At 41.7% G+C, this 15,713-nt stretch carries 13 protein-coding genes; all 13 read right to left on the bottom strand.

The window, feature by feature from the left end:
- Nucleotide 1: 1 nt before the first annotated feature.
- Genes EGM47_RS15155 through EGM47_RS15095 form a run of 13 tightly spaced genes read right to left on the bottom strand, consistent with a single transcriptional unit; the run spans nt 2 to nt 15,712 of the window.
- Nucleotides 2-682 (bottom strand): TIGR02466 family protein, encoded by a 681-nt coding sequence (locus EGM47_RS15155; protein ID WP_124981675.1) that lies wholly within the window; start codon nt 680-682, stop codon nt 2-4.
- Nucleotides 682-1,050: a hypothetical protein gene (locus EGM47_RS15150; protein ID WP_124981674.1), complete on the bottom strand. Its 369-nt coding sequence runs from the start codon at nt 1,048-1,050 to the stop codon at nt 682-684. The genes EGM47_RS15155 and EGM47_RS15150 overlap by 1 nt, the downstream gene beginning before the upstream one ends.
- Nucleotides 1,050-1,916, bottom strand: coding sequence for a hypothetical protein (locus tag EGM47_RS15145; RefSeq protein ID WP_124981673.1), 867 nt, complete (start codon nt 1,914-1,916; stop codon nt 1,050-1,052). Before EGM47_RS15145 ends, EGM47_RS15150 begins: the two co-directional genes overlap by 1 nt.
- Entirely contained in the window at nt 1,888-3,525 is a 1,638-nt protein-coding gene (locus tag EGM47_RS15140) for a tryptophan 7-halogenase (protein ID WP_124981672.1), read from the bottom strand. The genes EGM47_RS15145 and EGM47_RS15140 overlap by 29 nt, the downstream gene beginning before the upstream one ends.
- Nucleotides 3,515-4,984: a tryptophan 7-halogenase gene (locus EGM47_RS15135; RefSeq protein ID WP_124981671.1), complete on the bottom strand. Its 1,470-nt coding sequence runs from the start codon at nt 4,982-4,984 to the stop codon at nt 3,515-3,517. Before EGM47_RS15135 ends, EGM47_RS15140 begins: the two co-directional genes overlap by 11 nt.
- An 18-nt stretch (nt 4,985-5,002) precedes the next feature.
- Nucleotides 5,003-5,410 (bottom strand): hypothetical protein, encoded by a 408-nt coding sequence (locus EGM47_RS15130; RefSeq protein ID WP_124981670.1) that lies wholly within the window; start codon nt 5,408-5,410, stop codon nt 5,003-5,005.
- A gap of 26 nt (nt 5,411-5,436) precedes the next feature.
- Nucleotides 5,437-6,246, bottom strand: coding sequence for a glycine-rich domain-containing protein (locus EGM47_RS15125; protein WP_124981669.1), 810 nt, complete (start codon nt 6,244-6,246; stop codon nt 5,437-5,439).
- Nucleotides 6,243-7,832 (bottom strand): fibrinogen-like YCDxxxxGGGW domain-containing protein, encoded by a 1,590-nt coding sequence (locus tag EGM47_RS16495; protein WP_206052203.1) that lies wholly within the window; start codon nt 7,830-7,832, stop codon nt 6,243-6,245. The genes EGM47_RS15125 and EGM47_RS16495 overlap by 4 nt, the downstream gene beginning before the upstream one ends.
- A 3-nt stretch (nt 7,833-7,835) precedes the next feature.
- Nucleotides 7,836-8,645: a glycine-rich domain-containing protein gene (locus EGM47_RS15115; protein ID WP_124981668.1), complete on the bottom strand. Its 810-nt coding sequence runs from the start codon at nt 8,643-8,645 to the stop codon at nt 7,836-7,838.
- A gap of 3 nt (nt 8,646-8,648) precedes the next feature.
- Nucleotides 8,649-8,984 (bottom strand): hypothetical protein, encoded by a 336-nt coding sequence (locus EGM47_RS15110; protein ID WP_124981667.1) that lies wholly within the window; start codon nt 8,982-8,984, stop codon nt 8,649-8,651.
- Nucleotides 8,984-9,886: a hypothetical protein gene (locus EGM47_RS16490; protein ID WP_206052202.1), complete on the bottom strand. Its 903-nt coding sequence runs from the start codon at nt 9,884-9,886 to the stop codon at nt 8,984-8,986. The genes EGM47_RS15110 and EGM47_RS16490 overlap by 1 nt, the downstream gene beginning before the upstream one ends.
- Nucleotides 9,887-9,908: 22 nt before the next feature.
- On the bottom strand, nt 9,909-13,481 hold the full coding sequence (locus tag EGM47_RS15100; RefSeq protein ID WP_124981666.1) for a hypothetical protein: 3,573 nt from the start codon (nt 13,479-13,481) through the stop codon (nt 9,909-9,911).
- A 26-nt stretch (nt 13,482-13,507) separates the two neighbouring features.
- Entirely contained in the window at nt 13,508-15,712 is a 2,205-nt protein-coding gene (locus EGM47_RS15095) for a beta strand repeat-containing protein (RefSeq protein ID WP_124981665.1), read from the bottom strand.
- Nucleotide 15,713 lies beyond the last annotated feature (1 nt).

The following is a 15,713-nucleotide window of genomic DNA, read 5'->3' as shown; positions in this document are numbered from 1 at the left end:
ATCAGTCAGACGATTCAGATACGTTGTCGTTAAAAGATTCGATAGACTTCTGGATACTACCATAATTAATATGCTTAGAGTATAATGTAATGTTGAATGAATAAGAAATTCTCTCTTCACTACTCCTATTTGTTTCGACCTTATGCAACATGTCTGCAGGAAATATAATTAACTGATCTGGTTGTGGGTCATATGCTGCAACTTCATAGTTTAATGGGTTGCTACCATTATCATAGTTGTGTCCTGTGCCCCATGATTTAAACTTATGTAACTCATCAAAAGGACGCATAAACGTGATACCACCTGACTTTGGGGGCACTTTTGAATAATATACTCCACCAAACATTGCACCAGGATGTGAATGTACATGATTGAGATCGCCAGGTCCATTTATGTTTAACCACCCATTTGTTAACAACATAGCGTAGTCTTTAAAACCTAGATCCTGACACGCAACATCTACCACATCATAAACAACTTCTGTTAGATGCTTGAGTGGTGCGAGAGTATGCATTCTTTCACTACCCCAGTCAAATGACTGGAAACCACCTTCATTTGATGCCACCCTTCCTGACATCGCTCCACGATGTATAGTGGCAAATTCATTAAAGTGATCTGTATCAAGTCCACAGTCTTCCTTGTGCCAAATGCCACGAGGAAACCAATAATCACATTTAATCATTAATCTTCAAAGGTAAAATCCTTATCTGTAATGGTGGGGTCAACATGCATTTTAAAGAGATAGAGTGCTTCTACCGCTCCTTGTAGTTTGTTGAGTTTATCTTTCTTCTCTTGCAATCCTTCAAGAGATACACGAGTAACAGTAGATGAATAAGACATATTGTCTAGTGCTTCGCTCATCTTCTTATACTCTGCAACTGCTTCTTGATGCTGATCACAAAAATCTTGCACCAGTTGATCATATGTGAGTTTTACAGGATTACCATCCTCATCACAATACAGACCTCGCTCCTCTTCACGAGATACTCCTGCCAATTCTTCTAGACTGACATCTTCAGTAGTGGGACTACTAAGGTTTTTGCTTTCCATTAATCAAACCTCTTTAGATTTTTATTTAGTGAGTTAATTTTCTTGTGATCTTTAATGCGATCATTTAATTTGGTATTCTCAATAAACGATTTCGTCTTGAGATAATCCATCATCTGCTCTGCTTTAAAGTCTTCATCATTGGCGGTCTCAATGATAACATCAAACTCCTTTGTGTCCAACCATTTCCGTGGAATAGGAATCCATTGACATAATGGTGTGCCCGCTTCAACAATGTGGTCTCCCTCCATTGCGTGCCAAAATAATTGCACATTAATCTCATATGAGTAAGACGGATCTACGATCCCAGTTGGTGCTGAGAAACGTTTGTCGTCACTATATGATACTGGAATCTGTAATAGCACAATATCAGGATGTGCCATAACTCTCCAAGGTGTCTCTAGTTTGACTACCTGCCCTAAGGTAGGTTGTGCTTTATTTACTAGATCACGCATACCTTCAGTCTGTCTCTCAATGTGAGACGTAACATACTTACCACCGACAAATAACTGTCTAGTTACCCATTGAAATGTCCCTTTCTCAGGGTCAGGTCTAATAGCAAAGTCGGCAGGTGCAGGCAAAATCCAACCACTATCCATGACAGCAGTGATAGCAGGGCATGTTGCTGCATGCTCCTTGATACCATTGTCTTTCATTTTTAGGTTGTCAAACGTCTCTTTTAGTGCCAATACAGGGCATTCACTTTTGTTTTTGTGCTGCTCTTTTAGTGTATTGATACGCCATTGACGCTTAAGTCTTTGTGATGGGTATAGTGGATAAAATTCAGCAACCCCTGCATCCATTGAATAAAAACGGATCCACGGTTTCTGAAACTTACCCTTAATTTTCTTCCACAAAGTCATTGCCATAAATGTATCCTCTAAGATATTCGTATTGAGTAGGTAGTTTCTTTACTGCATTATATATCGCTTGACGATCACGTTGCCAATCTTTATGCACTTGCTCCACCTCTCCTCTACGACGAGGGAAGATATAATGTGCTTCTTTAACACTATGCTCGTTAATAGGTCTGAATGCTTGACCTGCTGCAATATATACGAGACCATCAAACTTATCTGGACTCCAGAAATTCTTTCTCAATCCTTCATAGAGTTGGAAATATTCCCTTCGTGATTCTAGCATAGAATGCCATCCAAGGCAATCATTCATATACTGTGTCAGGTCATGATTACTGAATAGTGCAGTATTCTGAGTTGCATCCCTCCAATACTTCGTGTCGTCACGTTGTGATAGCACATAATGCATACCAATAAAGTATTTCATAGACTCGATCGCATGATCGACAGTATAGTTATAACTATCGATATCAATCTTAGTTACTTTGTTACGACGTTTGAGTGAGTCCACGAGATACAATAGATTCTCATGTGTAGTCATCAAACCAGTAGATTCTAGAGGTTCTAGGAAACCATATGCTAGTCCAATACCTACAACATTCTTGACCCATGCTTTCTCACGTTTACCATGTCTGATATTAATCAGGCGATAGTCAGCATTGTCGGCAACTTTGGGCGAATATCGTTTTGCCAGATACTCTACAAACTCCTCGTGTGCAATGTCAGGGTCAATATATTTTTTACTGAATACATATCCTGCTCCTACTCTATTCCATAGTGGGATGTTATAACACCATCCATTTGACATCGCTACACAATCTGTGTAACTATCCATCTGATTTTTACGATCCGAATAGTCAACCCTTGCTGTCATTGCTGTGTCATTGAATAACACATCATTGAATGAGATAAACTTGGATCCCATCATACCTTCTAGGATCAGAGATTTAAAACCTGTGCAATCAATGTATAGATCTGCTTCAATCATCAGACCTTCATCCCATCCCTCTGTGATATTTACTGACGTGATGTGTCCTGTTGCATCCTTGCTACAACTACCAACGATACCCTCATATGTTTTTACATCAGGAAATCTTTTTGCCAAAAACTCACCAAATTTCTCACTATCCATATGGTATGCAGTATCCTGCTCCATATTCCAAGTGTTATGCTCATTGCAAATATAATCATCAGTCAATCTATTCTCTTCTGCAAGAATAGTATTAGGGTTAAAGAAACGTGCAAACTCTTCGGGTGGATACAAGTGTGGATACTTGACTTGTAACTCAAAGAATGTCATGTAATCACTACGATAATCGTTGTGATCAATACGACCAAAAGGATATTGAAATCTCTCTCCCTTACCTTCTCTAAAATTCTTAAATGCAATAGATGTTTTATATGTGGCATTGCAGTATGACATCCACTCCTTGTCTTTGAGACCAAGGAATCTAAAAAACCTATTGATATGTCCTAGTGTAGATTCTCCTACACCAATGATATCTCTACCTTTAGGTTGTATAAGACTGACATCACACTCAGGGAATGCCTTCTTCATAGTTGCTGCTGCCATCCAACCAGATGACCCACCACCCACAATACAAAATGACTTATACTGCATACAATGTCCTATTATAATAATCTAGCGGATTGACTCCAAGTCTAGCATGATTCCACTGGTGTGTCCAACTGTTGAGGTGTGAGTCCTCAGGAATTCCACCATGAAATAGGATCTCACTTTCAATGACATCAGTAAATGGATTCCATCCATGACCTGCCATCACACAATAGAGTGAGTCTCCATCAGCATTTTGCCAATTTAGTTTAGTGCCAAAGTTGTGTGACTCTTCTAGCATTGTGATCTTCGCTGCCTCAATCATATTACCATCAGGATATCTTATTTGCGATACCGCTTTCCAGTAATCTGAGTCCTGACGTTGAGTAAGAGCATAATGAAGAGCAACAAAAGAAGCAAAACCATCGAATGCAAATGCGACTGCTTTGTTATATGTATCCCTCATCATTTGAGTGGTGCGTGGTTTCCACATCCTACAGAATTTGAGTAGGAATTCATGCACCGACAATAATCCATTAGATTCTAATGGTTCGATAAAACCACCAGACAATCCAATAGACACAACATTACCACACCATATCTCTTTCTTTCTTCCTGTCTTGAAATGTATCTTTCTAAACTCTTCAGTATCATATTTAAGGAAAGATGCAAACTCTTTTAGTGCACTTTGATGATCCTGATACTTACTAGAGAATACATATCCCGTCCCAATACGGGCAAATGTGGGCACTGTCCAGACCCAACCACTACTCAATGCTGTGCACTGTGTATATGATTTTAATTCCTCTTGTTTATCTTTATATTCTAAACGTGTGACCCATGCTGTATCATTTGGCAACCAGTCACTATAATCTAACCACTCAGAATTGTTGAGTAGAGATGTAAATCCTGTGCAATCAAAATATAAATCTGCTTCGTGTTGTTTCTCATCTATCCACAGATATTTTATATCGTCTCCTACCCTCTCAAAATCATCTACTGTGCCAATAATACGCTTGACACTCTGGCATTTATTGTCTCGTAACCACTCAGCGAATTTTACAGCATCAAAGTGAAATCCAGTATTCTTTTTGATTTTAAAATTAGGATCCTTGATAGGTAACAGGTTATGCTCTGCACATTCTGCTGCTATCCAATAATCTCTGGCAAATTTATCATTACTCCATCCTCTCTTATATTGATTCCAAAACCAGACATCAGGGTGTGCCAAATTATAATTTGGTGACCCAAATGGATATTGCCATGGTGTGTCGTCCACATCATGAAAATTACTAAACCTTACACTAATTTTATATGTGGCATCACATGCCACCATCCAGTCCTCATCTTTGAGTCCTACATAATCTGCCCAGATCCTAAAATACTGAGTCGTAGACTCTCCTACACCCACAGGGGGTTTACTAGGTGACTCTACGACTGTGATGTCTGCGTCTGGAAATTTTGTCAACATTGTGGTTGCCGTCATCCAACCAGATGACCCACCACCAATAATATAAATTTTCATACTATAAATTATAGCACATTAATTAGGATATGGCTCCCATGCCATGCGTCCTTGCACTTGTACTTTTTTAACATCCTCTGTGAATGCAGGTGCACTACTTGGACTAGGCACGTTTGCTTTTACTGCTGCAACGTGGTCTTTAAATGTTGTTGTGCCATTAATCTGATCTTTATAGATCATATCTAATTGCTCTCCCACAGAACCATAGGCAATCGTGCGTGCAACAAGATATGCTTCTTGTTGATTCTCTAGCTCTGATCTTTCGTAGATGACACCATTGACCATACGGTGCTCATTAGTTGTGTCATCAGGGACTTCCATCCACTTCATAGTAGCATCAGCACCATCGTAGATCTGAAATTCGTCTCCTATTTCACAGATGTCTGTGATCATTCCAGACTCTCCGTGGATAATTGCTTTTTTCATTGGTTTGTTGAAATAATCGTAGTTATTTAGCCATAATATTCGTGGACTACTACCACACCTTGTCTACCACTAGCACCTCTGTTACTGTGCTGTGATCCGTTACCACCTGCTCCCCAAGCTGAGTGTCCCTCATGTCTATGAGAATAGTTACTTTGTCTGTGTGAGCTGGGTTGTGATCCACCATAGTATGATCTACCACCTGCGTGGTTACCATATGAGTGATGAGATCCATGACCATTACCTCCACCTCCGTGGACGTTTAGGTTACCACCTGAGCCATTACCACCGTATCCACCTGCGTGTTGTTGTGAGCAGTTTGCACCAACACCACCACCTGCTGAGCAATAACCACCAAAACTAGATGAGTTGCCGTTGCCACCACATCCTGAGTAGTTTGTACCTCCACCAGGATTTCCTACTGTAACAGATACTGAGCTAACATTAGATACATCGATAACTCTCTGTGACATGCCACCTGCACCACCTGCTTCGGTATATCCTGACCCTCCACCACCTGCACCAACAACGGTGACCATGATAGATTTGCAGTTAGACGGTTTACTCCATGTCCCATTAGATGTCCAGACCTGCATAGATCTAAAACCAGAGACGGATGATGCCTCTACCCATGAGAGGTTTGTGCCATCAGTCTGTAGATATCTACCTGACTGACCCGACTGGTTAGGAATAATATATTTAGATGACCCTGACACATTACCATTGATAGTAATGTTGCCCACAATAAGAGTCGCATTGGCAGTAATACCACCAGTAGTAAGGGTAAAACCTGCAATACCTGCAAGGTCTTTTACATTTGTAACTCTAAGTGTGCTCATCTGAAATACAACTCCACCCTTGCTGATCTATTTATTCCGTTACGATTCTGGCAACAGTTGATACGGTCTCCTGCTGAGTAGTTACCAAAGTTACCAGTCATACCAATACCACCTGATACGTCATCAGAGTTCATATCCGCTTCTGGATATCCACCAGACCCACCACCGTTTTCATTCCATCCAAATCCCCAACGTGTGCGTGCCCAACCAGGATTATTTCTGTAGTTAAATCCGTAGAATCTAACGTGTGACTGACCAGAGAAATTACTGATACCACAGAATTCGTTGGCATTAGACTTATAGAATCTATCTACCTGATTCCAGAAGTTGATAGGCTCAATCCTACCACCTCTACCATATCCTGTGTTGAAATCTGTTTCAAACCATGTCCATCCTCTGTTACTACTAGGGACGCATCCTCCGTTACCAATATCTGGCCAAATTGCCATGATATCCTTGGCACGGAATCTATTCATAACCTCAAACTTAGCATCACCATCGTTAGTGTTTGTTGCTCCTGTGTTGAGAGTATTGTTAGATGTCCAGTAACTAGATCCCCAGTTAAATGTGGTGCCACGAGTTGCTTTCATGCCCATCATCCAACCACCACCTAACCATCTATTGTCCATCAAACAATAGATTTGTGTTGCTCCTACACCAGGTAAGTTAATCCAATAAACTCCATCACCTGCACCAGGATTTCTAATCTTGATTTCCTCTGCAGATTCTGCAGGGTTACCAGATGATTGACCATAAGAAGTATCGGGCGATGTTGGGCGTCCATAGTATTCATGGACTACAACTACACCTTCACGACCTCTTGCTCCACGGTTACCATGTTGTGATCCATTACCACCTGCACCCCATGCTGAGTGACCTTCATGTCTGTGACTATAATTACCTTGTCTGTGTGAAGAGGGCTGACTACCTCCGTAGTAACTTGCTCCTCCTGAGTGGTTTCCGTAGGAATGATGAGATCCGTGGGCGTTTCCTCCTCCACCAAATACGTTTAGTGTACCACCAATACCTTCTCCCCCTAAACCACCTTCGTGCTGCTGAATACAATTTGATCCTCCTCCACCTCCACCAGTTACATAGGATCCGAAACTTGAAGAGTTACCGTTTCCTCCACATCCTGCGTAGTTTGTACCTCCACCAGGATTTCCTACTGTAACAGATACAGATGAGATGTTGTTTACGTCGATGACACGTTGAGCCATACCTCCAGCTCCACCTGCCTCACAATACCCTGATCCACCACCGCCTGCTCCAACAGCAGTGACCATGATACTAGTGCAGTCAGACGGTTTATTCCATGTGCCGTTTCCTGTCCACACCTGCATACTTCTAATACCTGCAAGACCTGCTGCCTCTACCCATGAGAGTTGACTACCATCAGTCTGCAAGAGTTTACCTGCGTTACCCGCTTGTCTTGGAATAATATGATCGGAATTACCAGAGATAGCTCCGTTGATTACAATATTACCTACCACCAAAGGAAGTGTTGCTGTTACACCACCATTAGAAAGAGAAAATCCACCTGTATCGGTTAGATCATTAATTGAAGATACTTTTAATAGACTCATTGATTAACCCCAATACTCGTGCACAACAACAATACCCTCACGACCTCGGGCACCTCTATTACTATGTCGGGATCCATTTCCACCTGCACCCCATGCTGCGTGTAATTCATGTCTATGTGACCAGTTTACTTGGTTATGTCCTGCAGGTTGTCCTCCACCGTAGTAACTGACACCTGACGAATAGTTACCATAACTATGGTGAGATCCGTGACCATTGCCACCTCCACCATGGACGTTTAGTGATCCACCACTACCATTACCACCGTATCCACCTGCATGCTGCTGAGAGCAGTTAGCTCCGACACCACCAGATGCACTACAGTATCCACCAAAGGATGAAGTGTTTCCATTACCACCACAACCTGAGTAGTTAGTGCCACCACCAGGATTTCCTACTGTTACTGATACAGATGAAACGTTTGTCACATCAACTTGACGTTGCGACATACCGCCTGCACCACCTGATTCAGTATAACCTGATCCTCCACCACCTGCACCAACACATGTTACCATGATATTTTTGCAGAGATCTGGTCTAGTCCATGTGCCATTAGCAGTAAATACTGACATCGATCTGATACCAGATCTAGTTGTCAACGCTGCCCATGATGGAGAAGATCCATTGGTGGTCAAGAATTGTCCACCATTTCCTCCCTGTGACGGTACGATATAAGCGGATGATCCACTAATTGTACCATTGATCACGAGGTCACTAACAGTTAGTGTACCGTTGATTGAGATCGTGGTGTTGGTGATGCTGAAACCATTAACACCAGAGGTATCTTGAATTGTATTTACTCTAAGTAGTGCCATGGATTAACTCAAAAAGGGTTTTAGTGCTTCATAGAAAGACCCATCAGTATTTAGCTTACCTTCATCTATGTCTTTCCAAATCTTTTCGATTAACTGACTGGTAGATGGGCGATATTTGGCAACATCGTAAGTCAGGTCTTTGACTTTCTTAATGATTACTACTGGATCATATTCTCTGTTATCGTTAAATGTAATACGGTATGGATCAATATTTGTTAATACATATCCTACGCCAGGATGCACCTCTTCGATTGCTTGCTTAAGTACGCTCTCATCCTCAGGGATAGTTTGTTTATCCCTTACTCTTTCGCAAAACTTTTTCCAATCTGATTCAATCATTAGTTACCTCTGACCTCCAAAGCCATTAGTGTGCTGACACTTCTCATGTCATTGCTACCTCTATCATTTATATAGAGATCTCTTACTGACCCACCCCATGATGCAGAAGCACCAACAGTGTATGTAACAGCGTTTGTAGTGCCAGGTGTGTCATGATAATGCACTGGCCACGAATACATGTGGTCACTGGTGTCGTCACCAGTATATGTGGTAGCAACAGATCCACTACCAACGTTGGTGTTTCCGTTTAATCCACTAGTAATTAGGTTACCATCACGGAAGAAACCAAATGATGTAACGTGTCTAGCATTACCTGTAATCATTGCAATTAATACAATCTTAGAGTTTGTATGTGTAGGTGCAATGGATACCTCCAAGTCAGGTATCTGAGTTAAGTTGTTATCTCTCAAAAGATATCTATTCGGTGGTGTTGACGAAAACTTTGCCTGCACAACCTCACCCTCTTTTAGGTCATTCTCTTCTCCTCCGAGAATAAACCATGTTGCATTATTTTCAACAGTAACAGTATTACCACTAGCGATTTCCACAGGTCCTGCAGTAAAACCGTTAGTAAATTCTACCCCTCCGTTTGCAATAGGTCCTACAGTGATATTCTCACCGATTGTAGGTCCATTTGTACGAATGATAGAGTCTTCACCTACGGCAGGTCCTCCACCACCTACGTCGTCCCAACCTGGCACACCTGCTGCAGCATCTTGTAAGTAGATTTGTGCCATATCTTCGGTTGTGTTATAAACCAAAGTACCATAGGCAGGCGTCCCAAGACCATTAATTGCAGTTTGCGTAAGAGCAGGCAGGTTGATCTGCTCTGTCACAGTTAGAGCAGTAATAATTGCTCTTGTGGCAGCGTCAATCTGATTACCATTAATCTTTGTAGACATCTACAACCTCTTGATATTTTATTTAGATAACCAACTCTCTTACATGGATAGTGTCACCTGTTTGTGGCACTGTCCCGATAGAGAAATCAACTGAGTTTCCACTCACTTGATAGTCAACACCTGGCACTTGACATACTCCATTAAGGAATACTAAGAGTGAATATGAAGTATGTCCTGCAGATATAGCAAATGTAGCAGTAGCACCGTCACCAGAGTATGTGGTGCCGTTGTTTCCTGCAGCAATACCAGTAGCAAGAGTATACTTGTCAGCAGCACCATACAGTCCAGTAACATCTAAGTCACCGTCAACATATACGTTACCACCAATCTTCATTCTATTAGAAGCGTCTGGTGCAATGCCAATACCATAATGTGTGACGCCACTATAACGATTTGATGTGATTGGACCTGTATCACTCAAACCAAACTTATACCATGTGCCGTTATCATAGATCCATCCAAGTGGTTGACCTGGTTGCCAATCAATGTTATAACACATGTCTCCTGTGTTGAATGCTGCTCCTGCCTGCGTAACAGGTAGTCCTGATCCATCATCCTCAGCAAGGAATGTCTTCCTCAGCACCGTGCCATCGTCGTTAGAGAATGTAAACTCTAGTGACTGGATCTCATCCTGTGATGTAACTTTCTTTTGGAAAGTAACAGGACCTGAGAATACTGATTCCAACTGGTTAGATGCACCACCAATAACAGTTAGTTTATCAGTCAGCACCAATTCAGAGAATGTCTCAATCGTTGTGCCTTCCTCACCCAACACGTTAAGTTGTGCAATATCTTCGTTAGTGATCTGACCTGTAACAGGGTTGATAACCTGGTTACCAACAAACAACTCACCATCACTGTTAACACCTGAGTAGTATGCAACACCTGCTGATTCTTTGAGTGACTGTGACAATCTAACCTGAGCAGGTGACAACACTTCCACCTGTGTAGATGGGAATGCAGTTGAATAGTTACCTGGTCCGAAACCAAGGTATTCAAACGTGTGACCTGACGCTCTAAGAATAGAGTATCTTCTCAGCTCAACCAGTAGTGGTTGCACGCTGCTATCAGCGTTTAGTTTCAGAGGAATCTTTCTGTCCTCTGCATCACCTAGACGTGCAGTAACTGAGATACCATTCAACACGTTAGATGCTGTAGTGTATCCTAAGTTATTTTGTGACTCCTGTAGATAATACTGTGTAGTCTCTTTTGTGATAGAGAGCTGAGTATTCTCATTTGGTGTAGGAGATGCACCGTCGGTTGTCTTCACTAGACCCAACACTTCATTATCTGCAACAGAAATAGATGCTGCAGGGTCTGCAACAGGATTGTCTCTGTCAAATGCAGGGTAAAGATCAACTGTTTGTTGAGAGAAGTTGAATTCGTTGAAGTTAGTTGTTGTTGGGCTAACTGAAGCATTAAGAAGAGTCAGATAGTATATACCATCAGTGACACCTCTTACAAACTCTTGATATGTCTCGACTGCATAGATGTAATATGTCCGTGAGTATGCAGGAGAGTTAGTCTCGGAAGATCTGGGCTGAATAACGAAACCAGTAATCGGTGTCCTAGGCACTGGGAATGCGTCTTTATCAAGGACGTAACGATAACGATAGATTCTGTCAACAAGGTTTCTAGCATCAGGCACCCTACGGATAAATGTAGTAGGTGTGAATCCGAGGTTTTGATATGTTGTATTAGACTGTAGTGTAGTATAAATTGTATTCTGACTACCATCTACTTGGATATACCAGTTGCTTTGTGTAGTATCCCACTTAAGTGGAGAGTCGTCATCACCAGGTGATGTACCTGTTACAGTAGGACCTGAGGGTGTGATCTCTGCATAGTGTGTAGTTGGCTCAGATGCACCAGATGCGACCAGTAACACATAAACTCTATCTGGGGTGTTTACATCGTCTCTTCTAGCACCAACTGTATAGCCTTGGACTTTTGAAGGTGGTCTGCCAGTTTCTACTGAGTATCCATATAGGAATAGTTTTGTAGGATCTGCTGCTGCTCTAGTTTTATTAATGTCAATGGTCACCCAGTTAACTGAGATCTCATCAATATCTGATAGTGATTTGGGTGGGATAACGTGAGTTATCTGCCCAGCTTTGTCTTTCGTAAAACTTGCCTGCTTAAATCCTGTTGATCTAAGTGAAGTATTTCCGAAGTTACTGTTACTATTGGTAATAGACAAATCGCCACCGCTATTGCTAAAGAAATGATCGCCAAATCCCACAGCGAAAACAGAAACGACTTGAATGAAAGCATCGTTGGATGCTTTGATATGGCAATTACGCCATCCTTTACGATATTTTGCAAGACCATTGATGTGTGCTCCACTACCTGCTGCTTGTGCTTCATATTGTCCTGTTGTTGGATTGTATAAAACAAATGCTCGGTCGTCTTTTTGTAGAGAAATACCAGTAAACTGTGCCACAACCATTGATTTGAAACCAGTTGCTTCGGCACCATCAGCGTGCATACCATTAATACCCCACACTGATCGTAGAGAGCAGTTGAATACATATGGAGATGCAGAGTCTACAGTATCAATCTCAACCTTAACAAGGATGTTACTACCGATTGCGTTACCAGACGGCTCAGCACTCATCTGATAAGTAAACTGGTTACCTTGTGCAGACGTAACAAAGAATGATCCATTATAAAGTAACTGATCCTGCTCTGTAGGACCTGTTACACCAGAAATATTAACAGCAACACCAACAGAGAAACCGTGGTTTTTGGGGTTACCCAATTCATCCACGGTAAATGCAGTAGCAGTCTGTCCATTTCTAATGATTTGCGATACAGCAAATTCATCAGAGATCGGACCTACAATTCTGTTTTCCTCAACTCTTGCCTGTAACTGGTCTTGTGCGATAATACCAGATGAGTCGGGGATTGTAGCGTATGCTTTAGAGATCTTTTGATAGTAGAGGTTTAGATCATCTGTATTAGCATACTCAAAACATGTTAGTTTATGATGTGAGAAGTTAGGTGCGATCTGTGAGAGGTCGTCTCTATAGAATACACCATTGTTGTCCCCATCAAAGAAGGACATCTGCCAGAAATATGTTGCACCAGTTAACCTAAAGATCGCAGTAGGATCAGGTTCGTTAGCAGCAGTAATACCTAATGATCCTTGTACTGTGGGATACGGCACATATTTAGGTACAATCTTAGTTCTTCTGAGGTCGGATCCCACGACGGAACAACCTCTGGGTACAATAATGCCACCACGAGTTGAATTGAATTTGTAAAGCTCATTCGATGCAGAGGTTATATCAAAGTTAGTATTCTCGTTAAATGGTTGGATCTGGTTAAAATCTGCAAGACCTGGTCTATTGTCTAGCACATACTCGGAAGGATACAGATAGATCGAGAATGCATCAAATTCGTCATTACTAAGACCAACTCTATATGAAAATCTTGATACTTCAAGGAATGCACGTTGCAACGTCTTAAATGGACGCAATGCAGAGTTACCTCGGTTATCAAATGCGTCGGACGCATCAAAATCATCGGGGTTGACGTATATAATACGTCCAGTCCTCGATGTAATGATATTTTTAAGACGAGTAAGTGCCATTTACAGTTTCCCTATATGGTTATTTATTATGGGGTTGGAGCACCGCCACCTTCACCACCAGCTGAAGTCTTAGTCATATTCACGACGTCGTAGTCGGAAGATGCAGACTCAAAACCATTGACAATAAATGATACATTTGTATCTGCTGCACGACAGACTAGGTTTTGACCAGGTCCGACAATAATAGATGAATTCTTTTCAGTCACGTTTGCAGCGATTGCTTTATCATAAAATAGATAATCACTTACGCTATAAACTCCTGTAGTAGAAGTTTGAATACCAGATGAGATAGACGCTACATTGAAGGTTAAACTTGCAGCACCTCCACCACCTAGATCACTATCAAGGATAGTTACAGTATTACCAACAGTGTGATTTTTACCACCATTCAAGACAGTCACAGTTGCTGCACCTGTAGATGGTGCGACTACAACAGAGAATGATTGTCCAGTGCCACTACCGTTAGTAGATCCACTGACTGTGTATGTCCCTGCAGTCCTACTTGCATCGGCAGCACTGATAGTATCAATGGTAAGAATCTTACCATCTACGACTTCTGTCATAGATCTTGTGCCGTTGTTAAGAGTAGGAGAATCATAGAATTGATCACCCACAGAGAATGCACCTGAGTTTCTATCGATAGAAACTTTAAGATGATTAGTTGCAGGATCCCATTCGTGGACATAACCATATGCACCTGCATTCACACCACTTGCTAAAATGGTTTGAGTGATACCGCCGATAGTAAATGTATCAGCAGCAGCGAGTGCTTCACCTGCGATATTGTATATGTAAATTCTTGTATAAGTAGGAGTCAAACTAACGTTAGCAGTAAAACCACGACTACCAGTCTGTGAAGGATCAAGTCCATCCTCAGAATATACGTTAAGAAGGTTAGAGGTAGAATCTGTGATCTCGATAGTTACTGTGCAACCTGCTTGTCCTGCAGTACCTACCTTAGTAACACCTGTAGTATATTCAGTACCTGATCCGTTAGGACCTTCTGTGTCGTCATCTGAAAATCTAAATGCGTTACCTGCGTTTGTTGCGTTACTTTGATCAAAGATATATGTCCTGTCAAGGTCTAATTGCAATGCCTGATTAAAGATATGATCGGTTGCACTAGCACCTGTAAGTGACAGAATAAATTTAGTATCGATAAGCTGAGATGCAGTTGCACTGAATGAGACAGTTGCTGCAGATCCACCTGCGAAAGTAAGTCCTTCATCAGTTGTAAACCAGTTAAGAAGATACTGTCCGTTATTTGTTAGTAGTGTAACGTTGGATCCGTTGTTGTGGTTAACATCAGATGTACCATAAGATCCACGAGTAACAGTGATGTCATTACCTGCGACACCTGTGATCTCCATAATCTCGTTATCGACTAGGATGAATCCACCAGTCACGAAACCAGTAGCGTCTGCAACAGTCAGTGTAACATCTCCTGCAGCGTATGTGCCACCCTCATCAATAGTGGTGGTGGTTGCAGATGCTGACCATGCGACAGATAAACGTCCTGCAGGGATTGCAGCAGGAGTTGTGCTAAGTGCACCACGAGTAACAGTCAGGACGTTAGTCGTAGTGTTGATACCAGAGGCATCAATAGAAATAATTTCGTCTGTATTATCTGAGTTAGCAGGGTCACCGATAGTTAGATACATACCGTCAGCAAGACCAGTATTTCTATCAACGTTGACTGAAGTTGCATTGCTTGCTACATCTGCCACTTCAATAAATGCAGAAGTACCTCCTGCCTGCACACCACGGTTGGATGCAGTAAGACCAGAAGTTGCACCAGTAATAGTCTCACCATCGACAGGAGTACCAGTCAGAGAGTCAGCAGCGAAACTAAGTTGGATGATTTCAGCAACTTTTGTGTAGTAAGTTACAGCAGTTGTAGGTTTAAATACATCAAGAATAGTGCCAGTCGCACCATTGGTAGATGTAAAGTTAGTGCCAGGAATTGCAGCTGAATCTTGGAAACCTGGATTTAGATCCAAGTAATAAGATGTGATTGGATTACCTTTTTGAAACTTATATGCACTAGCATTCAAACCATCTAGGTGTAAGACCTGATCGTAATTTCTCAACGCCAATCTATATGTGCTACCAGAGCTATTCTGGTTACACACATTGACCACGGTCGATGCTGTGTCTGTAATATTCGCCTTATAAAGCGACGTATCTGTTGTTGCTGCGGGGGATACGGCAGCTAGTCTACCTGCTGTCATT

Origin of the sequence: Nonlabens xiamenensis (genome assembly GCF_003865345.1) — a bacterium.
GTDB classification, from domain to species: Bacteria; Bacteroidota; Bacteroidia; order Flavobacteriales; family Flavobacteriaceae; genus Nonlabens; species Nonlabens xiamenensis.
The sequence above is the reverse complement of the archived record's forward strand: the minus strand, read 5'-3'. Positions and strand labels throughout refer to the sequence as shown.